Source organism: Kitasatospora sp. NPDC004289 (genome assembly GCF_053602875.1).
Genome location: NZ_JBSGEL010000007.1, coordinates 142,812 through 161,488 on the forward strand (window position 1 = coordinate 142,812; position 18,677 = coordinate 161,488).

Below are 18,677 nucleotides of genomic sequence, written 5' to 3' on the forward strand. Positions count from 1 at the left end.
CCGTGGGTGGAGGGGTCGGAGAAGACCATCCCGTGCGGACGTGAGCCAGGTCACGTTTGCGTTCATAGAGTTCACGCGCCCGCAGGATCCGGCTCCGCTCCCCGGCAGTGCACACTGGCCTGCATGGACGCGCGCCCCCCGGACCTCCCCAAGCGCCGCCGGGCCCGCAGCCTGGCCGGGCAGCTCTTCGTGGTGCAGGTGGTCATCGTGGCCGCCGTGGTGGCCGGGGGAGCGGTGCTCGCCTACCTGTTCACCGCCGGGCGGGCCGAGGACGCCGCGCTGCGCCAGGTCACCGCCGTCGCCCGCTCGGTCGCCGACGCGCCCGACGTGCGGGCCGCCGCGCTGACCCCCGACCCCTCCGCCACGCTCCAGCCGTACGCCGAGCAGGTCCGCCGCGACACCGGGGTCGACTTCGTCACCGTGATGGCCCCCGACGGCATCCGCTGGACCCACCGCGACCCGGCCCAGATCGGCAAGCGCTTCCTCGGCCACACCGAACAGGCCCTGGCCGGCCAGGTGTTCCGGGAGACCTACACCGGCACCCTCGGCCCCTCCGTCCGCGTGGTGGTCCCGGTGCAGGACGGCACCCGGGTGGTCGGCCTGGTCAGCGCGGGCATCACCGTCCAGTCCATCAGCGCCCAACTGCGCGGCCCGCTGCTGGCCCTGGGGGCCGTCGCGGCCGCCGCCGTCCTGCTCGGCGGCCTCGCCACCTACCTGGCCAACGCCCGGCTGCGCCGCCACACCCACGGCATGGGTGCCGCCGAACTCAGCCACCTCTACGACTACCACCAGGCGACGCTGCACTCCGTCCGGGAGGGCCTGGTGCTGCTCGACCGGCACGGCCGGGTGGTGCTCTGCAACGACGCCGCCCGCGAACTCCTCGGCCTCACCGGCCCGTTGGACGGGGCCGAGGTCCGCTCGCTCGGGCTGCCGCCCTCCCTGGTGCGGGCGCTCACCGGGGACGACCCCGCCCGCGACGAGGTGCACCTCACCGAGGAGCGGGTCGTGGTGGTCAACACCTCCGCCGTCGGCCCGGGCCTCGGTACCGTGGTCACCTTCCGGGACCACACCGAACTCCAGTCGCTGTCGGGAGAGTTGGACTCCGTCCGGGGCTTCGCGGAGGCACTCGGCGCGCAGGCCCACGAGGCCGCCAACCGTCTGCACGCGGTGGTCTCCCTGATCGAACTCGGCCGCCACCGCGAGGCGGTGGAGTTCGCCACCGCCGAACTCGAACTCGCCCAGCAGCTCACCGACCGGGTGGTGGCCGCCGTCGGCGAACCCGTGCTCGCCGCGCTGCTGCTCGGCAAGACCGCGCAGGCCTTCGAGCGCGGCGTCGACCTCACCCTCACCGAGGACAGCCGGATCGACGACGGCGTCCTGCCGCCCGGCCTCACCCCGCGCGACCTGGTCACCGTGCTGGGCAACCTGGTCGACAACGCGGTCGACGCCGCCATCGAGAACGCCGCCGCCCGTGCCCCCGAAGTCACCGTCACCGCCCGGGTCGACGGCCCCGAACTCCTCCTCCGGGTCGCCGACTCCGGCCCCGGCATCGACCCCGCGGCCGCCGGCGAGGTCTTCGACCGCGGCTGGACCACCAAGGCCTCCTCCGGCGGGCGCGGCCTCGGGCTGGCCCTGGTCCGTCAGACCGCCCGCCGCAACGGCGGCACCGTCACCGTCGGCGGCTCCGCCTCCGACGGCGCCGTCCTGACCGTCCGCCTGCCCCTCCAGCGGGAGGCCACGGCATGACCACCATCTCCGTCCTGGTCGTCGAGGACGACCCGGTCGCCGCCGACGCCCACACCCTCTACGTCTCCCGCACCCCCGGCTTCCGCGCCGCCGGGACGGCCCACAGCTGCGCCGCCGCCCGCCGCCTGCTCGACCGGGCCCGCGCCGAGGGCACGCCCGTCGACCTGATCCTGCTGGACCTCCACCTCCCCGACGGCCACGGCCTCCAGTTCTGCCGCACCCTCCGGGCCGCCGGCCACACCGCCGACGTCATCGCCGTCACCTCGGCCCGCGACCTCGCCATGGTCCGCTCGGCCGTCTCCGCCGGCGTCGTCCAGTACCTGCTCAAGCCCTTCACCAGCGCCGCCCTGACGGACCGTCTGGAACGCTACGCCCGCTACCACGCCACCCTGGCCCGCACCGGCGAGGCCACCGGCCAGGACGAGGTCGACCAGGCCCTCGCCGCCCTCCGCACCCCCGACCGCACCGCCCTCCCCAAGGGCCTCAGCGCCCCCACCCTCGACACCCTCGCCGCCGTCCTGCGCACCGCCCCCGAAGGCCTCACCGCCACCGCCGCCGCCACCGCCACCGGCGTCTCCCGCATCACCGCCCGCCGCTACCTCGAACACCTCGTCACCACCGGCCTGGCCGCCCGCGAACCCCGCTACGGCACCGTCGGCCGCCCCGAACTCCACTACCGCTGGCGCAGCGGCGCGCGACCGTAGCTCCGCAGGTCACACCTGGACGAGCAGGACGCGTCCGTCGCACAGCTTCGACATGTCGTCGACGTGGCTGGTGAGCATCGTGACCGGGCCCGAACACGCCATGGCGGTGGCGGCGATCACCGAATCGATGGCGTACTTGTGGCCGTGCAGGCCTGAATCGCGAAGCAGGGACATGGCCCGCATCGTCAGTTCCAGCGTCACGTCCTCGATCTGGATGCGGGAGAGCAGGTACGCCCAGCGGGCCTTCGACTGTTTCGGGTTGACCGCCTCCAGCAGGGTGAGCGTGCTGGTGACGACCCGGATGTCGCGTGCGACGGCGGACTTCAGGTAGCCGGCCACCCGCAGATCGTCGGCCGCAGCCAGCGCCAGCCCCTGGCTGTCCAGGACGAGGGACCCGGCGCTCAGCCGGCCAGGGGCTCCTCCGTCCGACCTGCGAGCCACTTGGCGTACCTCCGCTCGGCCTCGTCGAAGCTCCGCGTGGCCTCCTGGACCGTCGTGTCCGGGACGGTGCCGTGGCGCTGCTCGTGATCGTCCACGAGCTCCGCGAGGCGGTCGCGCTCTATCTGCCGTTCGACGGCGGCCGTGACGTACGCGCTGAAGGCGCCTTTGCCGGCGCGGTTGCGGACGTCCTCCGCGACCTCTTCCGGCATCGAGACGCTGTACTTCTTGAACGGCGACTCAGACATGCCGCAAGGTTACCACCGCTGATGCCACTCACTCTGCGTGCTTGGTGGCGATCACCAGGTAGCGGTCGTCGGTGTCGGTGTAGGTGTCCATGTGCCAGCCGTTGGCGGTGAGGAGGGGGCGGAGGTTGGGTTCGGCGCGGAGGTCGTCGGGGGTGAGGGCGCGTTGGTGGCGGGCGGCGAGGACGGCGCGGCCGATGGCGTGGAAGAGGACCAGGCGGCCGCCGGGGCGGGTGACGCGGGCGAGTTCGCGCAGGCCGGCCGCGGGGTCGGGGAGGTGGTTGACCAGGCCGGCGGCGAAGACCACGTCGGCGGTGGCGTCGGGGAGGGGAAGCCGCTCGCAGTCGGCGAGGACCACCCGGGCCTCGGCGGCGTGGGCGGCGGCGCGACGGAGCATCTCGGGGGTCACGTCCACGCCGAGCACGGTGCCGGTCTTGCCGGCGGCGGCCTTCAGGAGGGGGAGGGCGCGGCCGGTGCCGCATCCGGCGTCGAGGATGAACGCACCGTCCAGTGGCCCGAGTTCGGCGATGGCGGCGGCGTAGCGCGGACTGTCGTCGGGGTACTTGGAGTCCCAGGTGTCCGCCCGCGCGGCGAAGAACTCTCGGATGCCGGAGATGCTCGCTTCGTGTGCCATGACCAGCAGCTTAGGTGCCGGCGCGGCGATCGGGCCGGGAGGCCGCCGACCCGGCCCGTACCTCGCCACCTTCCCGCTCAGGCGCGGACCGCCACCGCGAGGAAGTGGTCGTCCGCGTCGCGGTGGCTGACGAGGTGCCAGCCGGTGGCGGCCAGGAGCGGGCGGAGGAGGGGCGCGGACTGCGGGTCGGTGGCGGGGTCGCGGCCGTGCCGGGCGGCGAGGGCGGTGCGGGAGAGCGGGAGGTAGAGGGCGAGGCGGCCGCCGGGGCGGGTGACGCGGGCGAACTCACGCAGGCCGGTGGCGGGTTCGGGCAGGTTGGGGAGCAGGCCGGCGGCGAAGACCAGGTCGGCGGTGGCGGCGGGGAGCGGAAGGCGCGTGCAGTCGGCCACCGCCAGGGCGTCCACGCCGTCGTGCGCGGCCGCCTCCGCGAGCATCTCGGGCGTCAGGTCCACCCCGACCACCCGCCCGGCGGGACCGACGGCGGCGCGGAGCAGGGGCAGGGCGCGGCCGGTGCCGCATCCGGCGTCGAGGATGAACGCGCCGTCCAGCGGGCCGAGTTCGGCGATGGCGGCGGCGTACCGTGGCGGGTCGTCGGCGAACTTGGCGTCCCAGCCCGCCGCCCGCTCGGCGAAGAAGGCACGGACCTCGGAGCTGGTGCGCATGACCGGAGCCTAGTCCCGGCGCGGGCGGAAAATGGTTCGCGGCCCGCCGGGCCCGGTGGGAGGGTGAAGGGTATGACCACGACAGGAACGCCCCCCGCCGGGCTGACGGTGCGTCCGGCGACGCTCGGCGACGCCGAGGCGGTCTGCGCGCTGCTCAACGAGATCGACCTGCTGGAGATCGGCCGGGCCGAGACCGAGCTGAACGAGGTCGAGGCCGACCTCAAGCACCCCGAGGTGGACCTGGAGAAGGACTCCTGGCTGCTCTTCCAGGGCGAGCGGCTGATCGGCTACGGGCTGCTCTGGGACGACTCGGGCGCCGAGCGGATCGACATGGACCAGTACGTCCTGCCGGACCAACTCCCGGGGACGCTCCACCTGTTCGAGCTGATGGAGGCCCGCGCTGTCGAGCGCGCGGCCGGCAACGGCGCCGAGCGGGCCGTGATCCACATGCACCTCAACACCGCCCCCACCGTCGACACCGACGCCCTGCGCGCCCGCGGCTGGCGCCCGGTGCGGCGCTACAACGTGATGGCCCGGGACGTGGTCGCCGCCGCGCACCCGGTGCCCGTGCCGCCCAGCGGCGTCACCCTCCGGGACTGCACGGAGGAGGCGGACCGCCGCACCGCCCACCGGCTGCTCCAGGAGAGCTTCGCCGAGCACTTCGACCACCAGCCGCGCAGCTACGAGCAGTGGCTGCACGACATCGACGGCGAGCGCGCCGACTGGTCGCTGGTCTGGATCGCCTCCCTGGACGGCGAGGACGTGGCCGCGCTCCGCACCCGCAACGACCGCACCACCATGGGCTGGGCGGCCAATCTGGGCGTTCTCGACTCGGCCCGTGGCCGCGGCCTCGGCAGCTACCTGCTGCGGCACTTCTTCGCCCACTACGCCACCGCCCTCGGCCGCGACCGGGTCGGCCTCGGTGTCGACACCGACAACAGCACGGGTGCGCTGGCCCTCTACGAGCGGCACGGCATGACGCTCGACTTCGCCGTCGACACCTGGGAGTTGACCCGCCCGGTCTGAGGCCGCGTCAGTCGGCGGCCACGTCAGCGGACGGCGACCCGGTACAGGTGGTCGTCGCCCGGGCGGACCTCGCCGCGGCCGTCGGTGTTGCTGGTGGTCAGCAGCAGCGTGCCGCCCGGTTCGGAGAGGACGGTGCGCAGGCGGCCGTGCGCGCCGGCCAGGTAGGAGGACGGGCTGCCGCCGTCCACCGGGACGCGCCAGAGGCGGCTGCCCCGCAGGGCGGCCAGCCAGATCGCGCCGTCGGCGTACGCGATGCCGCTCGGGGAGGCCTCGGCGGGCTTCCACTGGGCCACCGGATCGGCGTAGCCCTCGCGGCCGGCCCGACCCTCGACCACGGGCCAGCCGTAGTTGGCGCCGGGGGTGATCCGGTTCAGCTCGTCCCAGGTGTCCTGGCCGAACTCGGCCGCCCAGAGCTGCCCCTGGGCGTCCCAGGCGAGACCCTGCACGTTGCGGTGCCCGAGCGAGTAGACGGGGGAGCCGGGGAAGGGGTTGCCGGGGGCCGGGTCGCCGTCGGGGGTGAGGCGCAGGATCTTGCCGCCGAGGGAGGAACGGTCCTGGGCCGCCTCGCGCCGCCCGGCGTCGCCGGTGCCGACGTAGAGCAGGCCGTCCGGGCCGAAGGCGATCCGTCCGCCGTCGTGGGTCGGCCCCTTCGGGATGCCGGTCAGCACGGTGCTCGCGGGGCCCGGGCCCCCGTCGGCCAGGGCGAAGCTCAGGACGCGGTTGTCCTCGGCGGCCGTCAGGTACGCGTACAGCCGCTGCCCGTCCGGGGAGACGGCCAGGCCGAGCAGCCCGCCCTCGCCGCCCGGCACCACGCCCGGCACCGTCCCGAAGTCCGTGCGGGAGCCGTCGGCGGCGATCCGGGTGATCCGGCCCTCGTCCCGCGAGCCGACCAGCAGTCCGCCGTCCGGCAGCCGGGCCAGCCCCCAGGGGGTGTCCAGGCCCTCGGCCACCGTGGCGGTCACCCGGACGGTGCGGTCGTCCCTGACCGGTGCCGGTGCGTCCGGCTGGGGCACGGGGGTGCAGCCGGCGGCCAGCAGGGCGGCCAGGGCAGCGGCGGCTCGGTGCGGTCTCATCCGGGACTCCTCCTCGGTGATCCCTCCCAGCACACCACGGCGCCTCGGCCGAGGGAAGCCCCGGCCGTACTACCGTGGCGGTCATGACCGCCAAGACCGTGCTGACCTGGGAAGTGACCGAGAGTCAGGGGTACGAGACCGCCTGGGTGGAGCTCACCCCGGACACCCTCGCCGCCCGGGGTCGGGTGGTCGGCACCGCGCCGCGGCCGTACTGGCTGACCTACCGGCTGGAGACCGGCCCGCGGTACGTCACCCGCCGCCTGCGGGTGACCGCCGACTCCGCCGAGGGCGTCCGCGAGCTGGACCTGCGGCGCGACGAACGCGGCCGCTGGGAGGCCAACGGCCGCGACCTCCCCGAGCTGGCCGAGGCCCTCGACTGCGACCTCGGGCTCTCGCCGCTCACCAACACCATGCCGGTGCTGCGCCACGCCCTCCACCACACCCCGGGCCCGGCCGGCCCCCACGAGCTCCTGACGGCCTGGGTCTCCGTCCCGGACCTGACGGTCCGTCCGTCCCGCCAGCACTACACCCACCTCGCCCCGGGCCGGGTCCGCTACGCCTCGGGCGACTTCCACAGCGAGCTCACCGTCGACGACCGGGGCCTGGTCCTCGACTACCCGCACCTCGCCCGCCGCCTGGAGCGCGTGGGTTAGACGGCTCCGGCGACCGAGAGGAGGACGTCGACCAGGCGTTCGGCGGCGTCGGGGCGGCCCAGGGCGCGGGCGCGGGAGGCCATGTCGGCGCGGCGGTGGGGGTCGGCGAGGAGGGGGGAGATGAGCTGGTGGAGGGCCTCGGGGGTGGCCTCGCCGAGGAGGGCGGCGGCGGCGCCGGCGTCCTGGAGGTGGCGGGCGTTGTGGGCCTGCTCGTTGCCGGCCGAGCTGGCGAGCGGGACGAAGACGGCGGCCTTGCCGAGGGCGGTGAGCTCGGCGAGGGTGCCGGCGCCGCTGCGGGAGACCACGACGTCGGCGAGGGCCAGGACGTCCGGGAGCTCGGGGCCGACGAAGCCGGTGAGGTGGTAGCGGCCGGCCAGGTGCGGCGGGAGGCCGGCGGCGTTGGCGGCCAGCTCCTCGACGTTGGCGGGGCCGCACTGGTGGAAGACGTTGGCGTACTGGAGCAGCCAGGGCAGCAGCTGGGCGATCAGGCCGTTGATCTGGGCCGAGCCCTGGGCGCCGCCGGTGACGTAGACGGTGGGCAGCGTGCGGTCGAAGCCGTGCAGCCCGACGGCCTGGACGGCCTTGTCGGGGTGCCCGGTGAGCACCTCGGGGCGGACCGGATTGCCCGTCACCACGGCGGTGGCGCGGGCGGATTCGGGCAGCAGGCCGATGGTGGACTCGGAGGAGACCGCGACCCGGGCGGCGACCTTGGCGAGCACCTTGTTGGCCAGGCCGAGGCGGACGGTCTGCTCGTGCACCACCAGCGGGCGGCCGCAGGCCTTGGCGGCCAGGCCGACCGGCACCGCCACGTAGCCGCCGGTGGCGAGCACCACGTCCGGACGGAAGTCGGCGACCACCGAGCGGGCCTGGGCGGCGCCGAGCGGCACCCGGGCCATGTCCTTGACGTTGGCGGGGGAGAGCATCTTCAGCGGGTTGGAGGAGCGCCGCACCTTGCCGGTGGCCACGGTCTTGAACGGGATGCCCTCGGCGGGGGCGACCCGGGCCTCCAGGCCCTTGTCGGTGCCGACCCAGAGCACGTCCAGCGAGCCGCCGGAGCGGGCCAGCCTGGCCTGCAGGGTGCGGATCGCGGTGAGGGCGGGGTAGGTGTGGCCGCCGGTGCCGCCGCCGGTGACGATCAGCCGGAGCGAGCGCCCCGTGGCCGGGGCCGCGTTCGGTGCGTGGTGGTCGTACACGGTGGTGGCTCTCCGTCGGGTCTCTGTGGTGACGGGCGGTCAAGGCCCGGCGTTGCTCGATCGTAACCCGAACGGATGACGTGGTCCCGGGCGGTCTCCGGAGGGCGGCCCGGCGCGGTCGCGGCCCGGTGGCCCGGGAGCCGTTTCCTCGGCGCGGCCCGCTCGTTGATGGGGTGTCAGGCGCACCCGATCAGGTGAATCTCCGGGGTGCGGGCCGGGCGGGGATCGGTGGCCAGTAAAGTTAGGCTTACCTAACCTAAAGGGGAGTCCGCCTTGTCCCTCACCGCCGCCCCGTCGGCCGGCGCCGCCATCCTGCGCCGCCAGCGCGTCCGCGAATCGGCCGCCCGCACCTACGCCCGCTCCTTCCCGATCGTGCCGGTGCGCGCCAACGGGATGACGGTCGAGGGCGCCGACGGCCGCCGGTACCTGGACTGCCTCTCCGGCGCCGGCACCCTGGTGCTCGGCCACAACCACCCCGTGGTGCTCGCCGCCATCCGCCGCACCCTGGACAGCGGCGCCCCGCTCCACCTGCTCGACCTGGCCACGGCCGAGAAGGACGACTTCACCACCGCGCTCTTCGAGAGCCTGCCCGAGGGCCTCGCCACCTCCTCCCGGGTGCACTTCTGCGGCCCCGCCGGCACCGACGCGGTCGAGGCCGCGCTGAAGCTGATGCAGACCGCGACGGGTCGGCGGGGCGCGCTCGCCTTCACCGGCGCCTACCACGGCATGACGGCCGGGGCGCTGGCGGTCACCGGCTCGGTGGAGGTCAAGGAGCCGCTGCCGACCGGGGGCGAGGTCACCCGGCTGCCGTACCCCTACGCCTACCGCTGCCCGTTCGGGGAGGGCGCGCGGGGCGCCGAGCTCTCCGCCACCTACGTGGAGCGGCTCCTTGACGACCCGTCGGGCGGGGTGCTGCCGCCCGCCGCGATGATCCTGGAGGCGGTGCAGGGCGAGGGCGGCGTGGTGCCCGCGCCGGACGGCTGGCTGCGGGAGATGCGGCGGATCACGGCGGAGCGGGGGATCCCGCTGATCGTGGACGAGGTGCAGACCGGCGTCGGCCGGACCGGAGCCATGTGGGCGGTGGAGCACAGCGGGATCGTCCCCGACGCGATGGTCCTCTCGAAGGCCATCGGCGGCAGCCTGCCGCTGGCGGTGGTGGTCTACCGCGAGGAGTACGACGGCTGGCTCCCCGGTGCCCACACCGGCACCTTCCGGGGCAACACCCTGGCGATGGCGGCCGGCGCCGCGACCCTCCGGTACGTCGCGGAGCACGGGCTGGTGGAGCGGGCGGCCCTGCTCGGCGCGCGGATGACCGCGCGGCTGGACGGGCTCAAGGGCCGGCTCCCGGTGATCGGCGACGTCCGCGGCCGCGGCCTGATGATCGGCGTCGAGCTCGTCGACCCGGCGGGCGAACCGGACCGCTGCGGCTCCCACCCCGCCGATCCCGCCCTCGCCCGCCGCGTCCGCGAGGCCTGCCTCGAACGCGGCCTGATCGTCGAACTCGGCGGCCGCCACGACGCGGTGCTCCGCCTGCTGCCGCCCCTCACCATCACCGACGACCAGGTCGACGCGGTCCTCGACCGCCTGGCCGACGCCATCGAAGCGAGCTGACACCCCGCGGGAGCGCCCCGCGGGAGCGCCCCGCAGGGGCGCGAGGAACTGCGCGCAGGGGAACGGCAGCACGTGCAACTGGCTCTCCTGCCCCGATCTAGCACTGGGCCGCCTTCCGACTCGCGCAGTTCCTCGCGCCCCCGGGGTGACCACCTACGGTCCTCGCGCCCCCGGGGTGACCACCTACGGTCCTCGCGCCCCCGGGGTGACCACCTACGGTCTTCGCGCCCCCGGGGCGTGGCCAAGTGCAGAAAGGAGTACCCGCGTGAGCGAGCTTCGCAGTGCGGTGGAGCTGGCGTTGATCGGGTTGGAGGTGGGGGCCGCCCGGCGGGGCGGGCCGGTGCCGGCGGTGGGGCCGGAGGCGTTGGCGGAGCAGGTCCGCGGGGTGCTCGGCCTGCAGGAGCAGGACGACGACGCGCTGCTGCGGTTCACCGAGCTGCTCGCCTACGGTTCGGCCGATCCCGGGCATCCGGCGTGCGCGGCACACCTGCACTGCCCGCCCCTCCCGGTCGCCGTCGCCGCCGACCTCGCCGTCTCCGCCCTGAACCCCTCGCTCGACTCCTGGGACCAGGCCCCGGCCGCCACCACCATGGAGGCCGAGCTGATCGCCGAGCTCGCCGCGATGGTCGGCTTCGACCCGGCCACCGCGGCCGGGGTGCTGACCACGGGCGGGACCGAGTCCAACCTGATGGGCCTGTTCCTCGCCCGGGACCACGCCCTCGGCGGCGAGGTCTCGGTGGACGGCGTCCCGGCCGGCCGCCGTCCGGTGGTCCTCGCCTCGGCGGCCGCGCACTTCTCGGTGCAGCGCGCCGCCGCCCTGCTCGGCCTCGGCGAGCGCGCCGTGCTCCCCGTCGCCGTGGACCGCACGCTGAGGATGGACCCGGCGGCGCTGGCGGAGCGGTTGAAGGAGACGGTGCGTCAGGGGAGGACTCCGGTGGCGGTGGTGGCCACGGCCGGGGTGACGGACACCGGGGCGGTGGATCCGCTGCCGGAGGCGGCGGAGCTGGCGGCGGAGTACGGGGCCTGGCTGCACGTGGACGCCGCGTACGGGGGAGGAGTGCTGCTCTCCGAGCGGCTGGCCCCGCTGCTCGCCGGGATCGAGCGGGCCGACTCGGTGTCGCTCGACTGGCACAAGTTCGGCTGGCAGCCGACCGCCGCCGGGGTGTTCCTGGCCCGGCGGGCGGAGAGCTTCGGGCCGCTGGAGCGCCGGGCGGTCTACCTCAATCCGGCGGACGACGACGAGGCCGGGTACCCGAGCCTGCTGGGCCGTTCGCTGCGCACCACCCGGCGGGCCGACGCGTTCAAGCTGCTGGTCACGCTGCGGACCTTCGGGCGGGCCGGGCTGGGCGCCCGGGTGGAGGCCTGTCGTGAACTGGCCCTGGCCACCGCCGACTCGGTCCGGGGGATGCCGGGGCTGGAGCTGTACTGCGAGCCGGTGCTGTCCACGGTGGTGTTCCGCTACCGCCCGGAGGGCGGAGCCGGGCCCGAGGAGCTGGACCGGCTCAATGCCGAGCTGCGGCGGGAGCTGCTGCGGACCGGCCGGGCGGTGGTGGGCCGCACCGAGCTGCCGGGTGAGGGGCCGGGGCGGATCCGGCTCAAGCTGACCCTGTTGAACCCCGAGGCCACGCCCGCCGACACGGCGGCGGTGCTGGCCGAGGTGGTGGTGGCCGGAGGGCGGATCAGAACCGATCGGACCGGGCAGATGTGACGTATGGTTCGAAAATAGGACACTCCCAGTGATGGCAGGTGGTTGGCGGTGGCGAACCGAACCGTGCTGATCGAGACCTCCAAGGGCTCGGTCACCGTGGAGCTCTACGAGGACGAGGCGCCGGTGACGGCGGCGAACTTCGCGGACCTGGTCGGCCGGGGCTTCTACGACGGCCTGACCTTCCACCGGCACGAGCCGGGATTCGTCATCCAGGGCGGCGATCCGAAGGGGAACGGCACCGGTGGATTCACCGATCCGGAGACCGGCCGGGAGCGCACCATCGCGCTGGAGGTGAAGCCGGGCCTGCAGCACGGCGAGGCCGGCGCGGTGGCGATGGCCCGCAGCCAGAATCCGAACAGCGCCTCCAGCCAGTTCTACATCACCCTCGGCCCGGCCCCCTTCCTGGACATGAACTACGCGGTCTTCGGCCGGGTCACCTCGGGGATGGACGTGGTCGAGCAGCTCAGGGCGGGTGACCGGGTGGTCAGTGCCACGCTCGGTGACTGAACCGGAATTTGGTGGAAAGGACAGCCGGGGCGCCGCTCCGGCTGTCACAATTCGTAGGTAAGACAGAGCAGTTGACGCCCCGTGGGTGATTCCGGGGTGGATCCGTGGACATACCTTCTCCGGTGCTGTCCAGCTGTTTTCGGCCGCACTCCGACGGGTTTTCGCCAACCGCCGGTGTGTGCTTGCGGATCAGGAGAAGCCCGGCGGTAACTTCTTGTAGCCGCCGCCACACCGGGAGCACACGGCTCCTTGGGACTTGCGGCGCGAGGGAGCAGCGAACCCGCCGTCATCCGGCGCGGCCACTCCCGCATCGACGCGAACCTTCCCCCGTACTCAGCCCTGCCCTGCGGAGGCCTCGGCATGACCGAAACACTCCTGAGCACCACCTTCAGCACCTTCCAGGCCCTGCCGTTCTCCGACCGCTGCCACCGGGTCTGGCAGCGCGGCGACCACCTGCTGGTCGGCGTCAGCCCCGGCAACAGCTACTTCAGTCAACTGCGGATCGCCCAACTCGTCCGTTGGGGACGCCAGTTCTTCGACACCGTCGACGTGGTCTACGCCGACCTGCACGTGGACACCCAGTACGCGGTGAACGGCTACCCCGCCGAGCTGGCGCTGCGCCGGGCCGGCAAGGAGATCAAGGCGACCAGGCGCCGGATCGAACGCGGCGTCGCGCTGGCCGGCCGGAGCGGGGTCGGCGTGCACGCCCTCTCCGAGTTCGCGGACACCACGGCCTACCGGCGGCTGCGTGGCGAGGTGGCGGCCGCGATGGACGAGGACGCCGAGTTCCGCGCCGCCGCCGAACTGATGGCGGCCGGCTTCCTGGCCTCCCGGCTGGCCGAGGACGAGACGCCCACGGCGGAGCAACTGGCCGCCGGGCTCGGCTACATCGCGGCCGAGCTGCCGTTCTTCCTGGACACCCCGAGCCTGCTCGGGGTGGAGTCCTCGGTCTCCTGCTACCACGTCGAACTCCCGCTCACCCCCGTCCTGTTCGGCCGTGACCACGGCCTGCGGGCGGCCCCCGGCCAGGGCTACGCGGTGCTCCGGCCCCGGGTCGCACCGCAACTGGCCGACGCCGCCTGATCCTTGAGACCTTGGAAGAGAGAGCTCCTTCGATGACCACGAGTGCGCAGTGCCCGTACACCTTCCCGCTCTCCCGGCGCGGCGACGTACTGCCCGAGGAGGCCACCCTGCTGCGGGAGCAGGCCCCCGTCGCCCGGGTGACCACGCTGACCGGCGACCCGGCCTGGCTGGTGAGCAGCTACGCGCTGGCCAAGCAGGTGCTGGAGGACGAGCGGCTCAGCCTGCCGGCCACCGCCAACCCCGGGGTGCCGCGGCAGTACGCGCTGACCATCCCGCCGGAGGTGGTCGACAACATGGGCAAGATCAACAGCGCCGGGCTGCGGGACGCCGTGATGAAGACCCTCTCCCCGCGCGCGGACAAGGAGTTGGCGAGCTGGCTGGAGACCGAGGCGCACCGCCTGGTCGACGAGCTGGTGGCGAAGGGCGCGCCGGGCGAGCTGAAGGACGGGTTCACCGATCCGTACTCGGCGGCGCTGCACTGCCGGCTGCTGGGGATCCCGGCGGACGACTGGCGGCAGCTGATGTCCGGGATCGACGTGGCCTTCCTGACCAGCCCCGAGGTGTTCGAGGGGTCGGCGGCGAACTGGTACCGCGATCTGGGCTACATGCTGGGGAAGTTGAACGCGGACCCGGCGCCGAAGGACGGGCTGCTCGGGCGGTTCGTGGCGCTGCGGGAGGTGCGGGACGACCTGGAGGACGACGAGCTGCTGGCGACGGTGGCGCTCTCGCTCTTCGGCGCGGGGGCGGTGTCGACCTCGGCGTTCCTGCTGCACGCGGTCATCGCGCTGCTGAAGCAGCCGGAGCTGGCGGAGCGGCTGCGGCGGGAGCCGGCGGTGATCGGGCGGGCGGTGGACGAGCTGCTGCGGTACAACCTGTCGATCGGGGACGCGCTGCCGCGGCTGGCCCTGGCCGATGTCCAGGTCGGGGACGTGCTGGTCCGCGAGGGCGAGCTGGTCCTGGTCCTGATCGAGGGCGCCAACTACGACCCGGAGGTCTTCCCGGACCCGGAACGGATCGACTTCGACCGCGAGGCCAACCCGCACCTGGCCTTCGGCGCCGGCCGCCACTTCTGCCCGGCCTCGGCCCTCGGCCGCACCCACGCCGAGATCGCCCTGTCGGTCCTGGTGGAACGCCTCCCCGAGCTGCGCCTCGCCCTCCCGATCGAGCAACTCGCCTGGCGCCCGGGCTTCATCAAGCGCCTGCCGGAGCGCCTGCCCGTCCTCTGGTAGTGGCCACGGGGCGATGGCGGCCACCCCGGGGCGCGGGGAACTGCGCGAACACGGAAGGCGGACCGGCGTGCGGTCGGGGCAGGTCAGCCGGTGGCAGGTGCGGCCGTTCCCTCCCGTGCCCGGTAGCGCCCCGGGGTGGTGCCGAAGTGGCGGGCGAAGGCGTGCGAGAACGCGTACGGGGTCCGGTAGCCGACCCGGTGGGCGACGGCGGCGAGCGGGTCGGTGGTGTCCCGCAGCAGGGTGGCCGCGAAGGTGAGCCGCCACCAGGTGAGGTAGGCCATCGGCGGGCGGCCGACCAGGGCGGTGAACCGGCGGGCCAGGGTCGGGCGGGAGACGCCGACCGCGGCGGCCAGGCGGTCGTTGGTCCACCCGGCGGCCGGGTCGGCGTGCAGGGCGCGCAGCGCGGCCGCGGCCACCGGGTCGCCGAGCACGGCGGACCACACGCCGGTGCTGCCCTCGGCCAGCCAGGCCCGGACCATGTACACCAGCAGCAGGTCGAGCAGGCTGGGGACGGCGAGTTGGCCGCCGGGCCGCTGCTCCAGCAGCTCGCCGCCGAGCAGGTCGATGGCGGCGCGCAGCTCGGGGTGGCCGCCGACCCGGTTGGGCAGGTGGACGACGGCGGGGAGCTCGGCCATCAGCGGGTGGGTGCGGCTGCGGTCGGTCCGGTACTTGCCGCAGAGCAGTTCGACCTGGCCGGGCCCGGTGCGGGCCGGCCGGGGCGCGCTGCCGTCCGTCAGCCGCTCGAACGGCACGGCCGCGCCGGCGGCCGCGGGATCGCCGTCCGCGTCCATCAGGACGTGCCCGGTGCCGTGCGGGAGCAGCACCGCGTCGCCGGTGCGGAGGGTGAGCGGCTCGCCCTCGTCGAGCAGCAGCCGGCAGCCGCCCTCCAGCACCACGTGGAACCCGGCGCCCTCGTACGCGGACAGCCGGGTGCTCCAACTCCCGGCGGCCCGGAACCGGTTGCTGGAGGGCCGGCCGACCCGCACCGCCGCCATCGCGTCGCTCACCACGTCCATGGGCGCAGCCTAGCGCCACCCCCTCAGTCCTGAGACGATCGCGTATTGATCTGAGCCGGTACGGCATTGGACGGCTCATCCGGTGCTCCTAGGCTCGTCGGCATGAGCATCGAGAGCGCACAGCGCATCGTCCTCGGCGATGTCGAGGCCATCCGGGTCGTCGAGTACCAGGGGCCGTTCCGGCCCGCCGCCGAGCTGGTCCCGCAGGCTCCGCCCGAGCTGTGGCGGGAGAACGCCGACCGGCTCGTCCCCGACCACTGGGATCCGGCGAGCGGTGAGGCGGTGATGGCCCTGCAGACCTGGGTGCTGCGCAGCGGCGGCCGGACCGTGCTGGTCGACACCGGGGTGGGCGACGGCCGGGAGCGGCCGGACGCGCCGCAGTTCCACCGGCGGCAGGGCCGGTTCCTGGAGCGGCTGGCGGAGGCCGGGGTCCGCCCGGAGGAGGTGGACACCGTGGTCAACACCCATCTGCACGCTGACCACGTCGGTTGGAACACCCGGAGTGAGAACGGGAGTTGGGTGCCGACCTTCCCCAATGCGCAGTACCTGCTGCCGGCCGCCGACGACCGGTACTACGGTCCGGACAACGACTACGGGCGGGGTGCGACGGTGACCGCCCGGCTGCTCTACGAGGACAGCATCGCGCCGGTGCGCCGGGCCGGGCAGCTGGTGCTCTGGGACGGTGCCCACGCCGTCGACCGCAACCTGGTGCTGGAGTCCGCGCCCGGCCACACGCCCGGGTCGGCCGTGCTGCGGCTGACCTCCGGCTCCGACCGGGCGGTGTTCGTCGGCGACCTGTTGCACAGCCCGGTGCAGATCCTCGACCCGTCCCACAACAGCTGCTTCTGCCTGGACCCGGACGGGGCCGCCGCCAGTCGGCGGCGCATCCTCGAACGCGCCGCCGACCTCGGTGAGTTGGTCTTCCCGGCGCACCTGGCCGGCCCCGGTGCGACCGAGGTCCGCCGGGTCGGCGAGGGCTTCACCTTCTCCGGGTGGGCCGCGGACTGACCCGTCGGCCCGGCGACCCGTCAGCCCGCCAGGACGGTGCGGACGTGCTCCCAGGTGGCCGGGTCGGCGGCGACCAGCAGGCCTTCGGGGCCGCCCGGCGGGTCCGGGACGTAGGGGGTGCCGTCGAGGCGGGCGGAGACGCCGCCGGACTCGGTGACCAGGAGGGAGCCGGGGGAGTGGTCCCAGGGGAGGGTGCGCCAGTAGAGGATGAACTCCAGGTCGCCCTCGGCGACCAGGGGGTACTCGATGCCGGCCGCGCTCAGGCCGCCGAAGGTGCGGCCGAAGACGGTGGCGGCGGACTGGAGGCGGTGGTGCTCGGAGGGCTCCAGGAAGCGGCTCTTGAGGATGCCGCGCCACTTCTCCGCCGGGTCGGTGACCGGCGGCCGGACCAGCCGGTGGCCGTTGCGCCAGGCGCCGGCGCCGAGCTCCGCCGCGTAGGCCGTCCCGGTGGCGGGCTGCCAGATCCAGGAGGCCACCGTCCGGCCGGAGCGGACCAGGGAGGCCATCACCGCGTAGTCGGGCTTCCCGGCGGCGAAGTTGGAGGTGCCGTCGACCGGGTCCACCAGCCAGACGGCGGGTTCGGTGAGCAGGGCCCGGGCCAGCGCGGGGTCGGCGGCGACGGCCTCCTCGCCGACCACGGGGACGGGGAGCAGCTCGCGCAGCCGCCGGGAGATGATCACCTCGGCCTCCCGGTCGGCGACCGTGACCACCTCGCCGGGGGCCTTCTCCATCACCTCGCCGGCCGCCAGTGCCCGGAACCGCGGCTCGACCGCCTCGGCCGACGCCTCGGCGAGGATCTCGGCCACCTTCTCCATCAGCACCGTCGTGCTCCCTTCACCCACCCACCACTCTCCCACGACCGTCCCCGCGCCGACCTGCCGGGTTGCCCCCGACGGGTCGTCAGCGGCCGGGAGGGGACGGGTCGCTTGACCCTGACACTGGCGGCAGGGTTCCAGGATGCGGGCATGGACCAGAGCAGCAGCAGGATTCGCACCGACACCGTCAGCGCCGGGGACCGTCGGGTGGTGGTGGTCACCGGCGCGGGCACCGGCATCGGCCGGGCGACCGCGCGGGCCTTCGCGGCGGAGGGGGCCCGGGTGCTGGCGGTCGGCCGCCGGGCCGAACCGCTGGCGGAGACGGCGCGGGGGTGGCCGGGCATCGGTGTCCTCACCGCGGACCTGACCGCGGCGGACGGCCCCGGACGGATCGTCAGCACCGCACTGGAGCGCCACGGCCGCCTCGACGTGCTGGTGAACAACGCGGGGATCGTGCAGGCCGGCCCGCTGGGCACCCTCACCCCGGACCGGGTGCTGCCGCAGTTGGCGGTCAACCTGGTGGCGCCGGTGCTGCTGGCCGAGGCGGCGCTGCCCGCGCTGGAGGCGACCGGCGGGGTGATCGTGAACGTGACCACCTCGGTGGGGCAGCGGGGGTGGGCCGGGGCCTCGGTGTACGCGGCCGCCAAGAGCGGCCTGGAGACGCTGACCCGCAGCTGGGCGGTGGAGCTGGCGCCGCGCGGGGTGCGGGTGGTGGCGGTGGCGCCGGGGGCGGTGGACACGCCGATCGGGGAGCACCAGGGGCTGAGCCCGGAGCGGCGGGCGGAGCTGCGGGCCTGGCAGGTGGCGCACACGCCGATGGGGCGGGTGGGGCGGCCGGAGGAGGTGGCCTGGGCGGTCACCCGGCTCGCCGCGCCGGAGGCGTCGTTCGTGACCGGGGTGGTGCTGCCGGTGGACGGCGGGGCGGTGGTCGCGTGACACCATGACGGCCGGAGGTGGGGCCGGTGCGGATCGGGGAGCTGGCGGCGGTGACGGGGGTGACGGCGAGGGCGCTGCGGCACTACGAGCAGGCCGGGCTGATCCGCTCGGAGCGGGCGGCGAACGGCTACCGCAGTTACCACGGGGGGACGGCCGTCCGGGTCCGCAACATCCGGCACCTGGTGGAGGCCGGCCTGACCCTGGAGGACGTCCAGGTGTTCCTGACCTGCCTGGACGGGGACCTGACGAGCGCGCCGCCGTCCGGGAAGGGGCTGGCGGTGGCCCGGGCCCGGCTGGGTGTCCTGGAGGAGCGGATCGCCCGTCAGACGGTCCTGCGGGACCGGTTGGCGGCGGCGCTGGAGGCGGCCGGGCCGGAGGAGTAGCCCCCGG

Annotated in this window: 20 protein-coding genes; 12 read left to right on the forward strand and 8 right to left on the reverse strand. The window is 74.6% G+C overall.

Annotated features, from left to right (window positions below; translation table 11 throughout):
* The first annotated feature begins 123 nt into the window (after positions 1 to 123).
* Together ACWEPF_RS07015 and ACWEPF_RS07020 are read left to right on the forward strand one after the other, a co-directional pair.
* A complete protein-coding gene (locus ACWEPF_RS07015; RefSeq protein ID WP_452171741.1) occupies positions 124 to 1,746 on the forward strand; it encodes a sensor histidine kinase in 1,623 nt (540 codons plus the stop codon).
* The gene (locus ACWEPF_RS07020) at positions 1,743 to 2,450 is read left to right on the forward strand and encodes a response regulator (RefSeq protein WP_452171742.1); all 708 of its coding nucleotides are present in this window, start codon (positions 1,743 to 1,745) and stop codon (positions 2,448 to 2,450) included. Before ACWEPF_RS07015 ends, ACWEPF_RS07020 begins: the two co-directional genes overlap by 4 nt.
* Positions 2,451 to 2,459: 9 nt before the next feature.
* Here ACWEPF_RS07020 and ACWEPF_RS07025 read toward each other — a convergent pair whose 3' ends face one another.
* From ACWEPF_RS07025 to ACWEPF_RS07040, 4 genes are all read right to left on the reverse strand, one after another.
* Positions 2,460 to 2,789: a hypothetical protein gene (locus ACWEPF_RS07025; RefSeq protein ID WP_452171743.1), complete on the reverse strand. Its 330-nt coding sequence runs from the start codon at positions 2,787 to 2,789 to the stop codon at positions 2,460 to 2,462.
* A 62-nt stretch (positions 2,790 to 2,851) separates the two neighbouring features.
* A complete protein-coding gene (locus ACWEPF_RS07030) occupies positions 2,852 to 3,136 on the reverse strand; it encodes a hypothetical protein (RefSeq protein ID WP_452171744.1) in 285 nt (94 codons plus the stop codon).
* A 28-nt stretch (positions 3,137 to 3,164) separates the two neighbouring features.
* The gene (locus ACWEPF_RS07035) at positions 3,165 to 3,767 is read right to left on the reverse strand and encodes a class I SAM-dependent methyltransferase (RefSeq protein ID WP_345279112.1); all 603 of its coding nucleotides are present in this window, start codon (positions 3,765 to 3,767) and stop codon (positions 3,165 to 3,167) included.
* Positions 3,768 to 3,844: 77 nt separating this feature from the next.
* Positions 3,845 to 4,429 (reverse strand): class I SAM-dependent DNA methyltransferase, encoded by a 585-nt coding sequence (locus ACWEPF_RS07040; RefSeq protein WP_452171745.1) that lies wholly within the window; start codon positions 4,427 to 4,429, stop codon positions 3,845 to 3,847.
* A 72-nt stretch (positions 4,430 to 4,501) separates the two neighbouring features.
* Here ACWEPF_RS07040 and ACWEPF_RS07045 point away from each other — a divergent pair, with 72 nt between their 5' ends.
* On the forward strand, positions 4,502 to 5,455 hold the full coding sequence (locus tag ACWEPF_RS07045; RefSeq protein WP_452171746.1) for an N-acetyltransferase family protein: 954 nt from the start codon (positions 4,502 to 4,504) through the stop codon (positions 5,453 to 5,455).
* A 23-nt stretch (positions 5,456 to 5,478) separates the two neighbouring features.
* Here ACWEPF_RS07045 and ACWEPF_RS07050 read toward each other — a convergent pair whose 3' ends face one another.
* Positions 5,479 to 6,528 carry a PQQ-dependent sugar dehydrogenase gene (locus ACWEPF_RS07050; RefSeq protein ID WP_452171747.1) on the reverse strand — a complete coding sequence of 350 codons (1,050 nt, stop codon included), beginning with the start codon at positions 6,526 to 6,528 and terminating at the stop codon, positions 5,479 to 5,481.
* 83 nt (positions 6,529 to 6,611) lie between these two features.
* On the opposite strand from ACWEPF_RS07050, the gene ACWEPF_RS07055 reads away from it, so the two are divergent.
* Positions 6,612 to 7,181: a putative glycolipid-binding domain-containing protein gene (locus ACWEPF_RS07055; RefSeq protein WP_452171748.1), complete on the forward strand. Its 570-nt coding sequence runs from the start codon at positions 6,612 to 6,614 to the stop codon at positions 7,179 to 7,181.
* On the opposite strand, the gene ACWEPF_RS07060 is transcribed toward ACWEPF_RS07055, so the two are convergent.
* Positions 7,178 to 8,374 (reverse strand): UDP-N-acetylglucosamine--N-acetylmuramyl-(pentapeptide) pyrophosphoryl-undecaprenol N-acetylglucosamine transferase, encoded by a 1,197-nt coding sequence (locus tag ACWEPF_RS07060; protein ID WP_452171749.1) that lies wholly within the window; start codon positions 8,372 to 8,374, stop codon positions 7,178 to 7,180. The genes ACWEPF_RS07055 and ACWEPF_RS07060 overlap by 4 nt on opposite strands.
* Positions 8,375 to 8,647: 273 nt before the next feature.
* Between ACWEPF_RS07060 and ACWEPF_RS07065 the strand changes: the two genes are divergently transcribed.
* The 5 genes from ACWEPF_RS07065 to ACWEPF_RS07085 all read left to right on the forward strand — a co-directional run bounded on the left by ACWEPF_RS07065 (position 8,648) and on the right by ACWEPF_RS07085 (position 14,512).
* Positions 8,648 to 9,985 (forward strand): diaminobutyrate--2-oxoglutarate transaminase family protein, encoded by a 1,338-nt coding sequence (locus ACWEPF_RS07065; RefSeq protein WP_345279098.1) that lies wholly within the window; start codon positions 8,648 to 8,650, stop codon positions 9,983 to 9,985.
* A gap of 265 nt (positions 9,986 to 10,250) precedes the next feature.
* A complete protein-coding gene (locus ACWEPF_RS07070) occupies positions 10,251 to 11,693 on the forward strand; it encodes a pyridoxal phosphate-dependent decarboxylase family protein (protein ID WP_452171750.1) in 1,443 nt (480 codons plus the stop codon).
* 48 nt (positions 11,694 to 11,741) lie between these two features.
* Positions 11,742 to 12,200, forward strand: a complete 459-nt coding sequence (locus ACWEPF_RS07075) for a peptidylprolyl isomerase (protein WP_345279094.1) — start codon at positions 11,742 to 11,744, stop codon at positions 12,198 to 12,200.
* 360 nt (positions 12,201 to 12,560) lie between these two features.
* Entirely contained in the window at positions 12,561 to 13,283 is a 723-nt protein-coding gene (locus ACWEPF_RS07080) for a tRNA-dependent cyclodipeptide synthase (RefSeq protein ID WP_452171751.1), read from the forward strand.
* Between the two features lie 32 nt (positions 13,284 to 13,315).
* Positions 13,316 to 14,512: a cytochrome P450 gene (locus ACWEPF_RS07085; protein ID WP_452171752.1), complete on the forward strand. Its 1,197-nt coding sequence runs from the start codon at positions 13,316 to 13,318 to the stop codon at positions 14,510 to 14,512.
* Positions 14,513 to 14,595: 83 nt separating this feature from the next.
* On the opposite strand, the gene ACWEPF_RS07090 is transcribed toward ACWEPF_RS07085, so the two are convergent.
* Positions 14,596 to 15,528, reverse strand: a complete 933-nt coding sequence (locus ACWEPF_RS07090) for an AraC family transcriptional regulator (protein ID WP_452171753.1) — start codon at positions 15,526 to 15,528, stop codon at positions 14,596 to 14,598.
* Between the two features lie 102 nt (positions 15,529 to 15,630).
* On the opposite strand from ACWEPF_RS07090, the gene ACWEPF_RS07095 reads away from it, so the two are divergent.
* Positions 15,631 to 16,536 carry an MBL fold metallo-hydrolase gene (locus tag ACWEPF_RS07095; protein WP_452171754.1) on the forward strand — a complete coding sequence of 302 codons (906 nt, stop codon included), beginning with the start codon at positions 15,631 to 15,633 and terminating at the stop codon, positions 16,534 to 16,536.
* Positions 16,537 to 16,556: 20 nt separating this feature from the next.
* Here the strand turns inward: ACWEPF_RS07095 and ACWEPF_RS07100 are convergent, their stop codons facing one another.
* A complete protein-coding gene (locus tag ACWEPF_RS07100; RefSeq protein ID WP_452171755.1) occupies positions 16,557 to 17,378 on the reverse strand; it encodes an inositol monophosphatase family protein in 822 nt (273 codons plus the stop codon).
* A 123-nt stretch (positions 17,379 to 17,501) separates the two neighbouring features.
* On the opposite strand from ACWEPF_RS07100, the gene ACWEPF_RS07105 reads away from it, so the two are divergent.
* Together ACWEPF_RS07105 and ACWEPF_RS07110 are read left to right on the forward strand one after the other, a co-directional pair.
* A complete protein-coding gene (locus tag ACWEPF_RS07105; protein ID WP_452171756.1) occupies positions 17,502 to 18,287 on the forward strand; it encodes an SDR family NAD(P)-dependent oxidoreductase in 786 nt (261 codons plus the stop codon).
* A gap of 26 nt (positions 18,288 to 18,313) precedes the next feature.
* Positions 18,314 to 18,670: a MerR family transcriptional regulator gene (locus ACWEPF_RS07110; protein ID WP_452171757.1), complete on the forward strand. Its 357-nt coding sequence runs from the start codon at positions 18,314 to 18,316 to the stop codon at positions 18,668 to 18,670.
* The last annotated feature ends 7 nt before the right edge of the window (positions 18,671 to 18,677 follow it).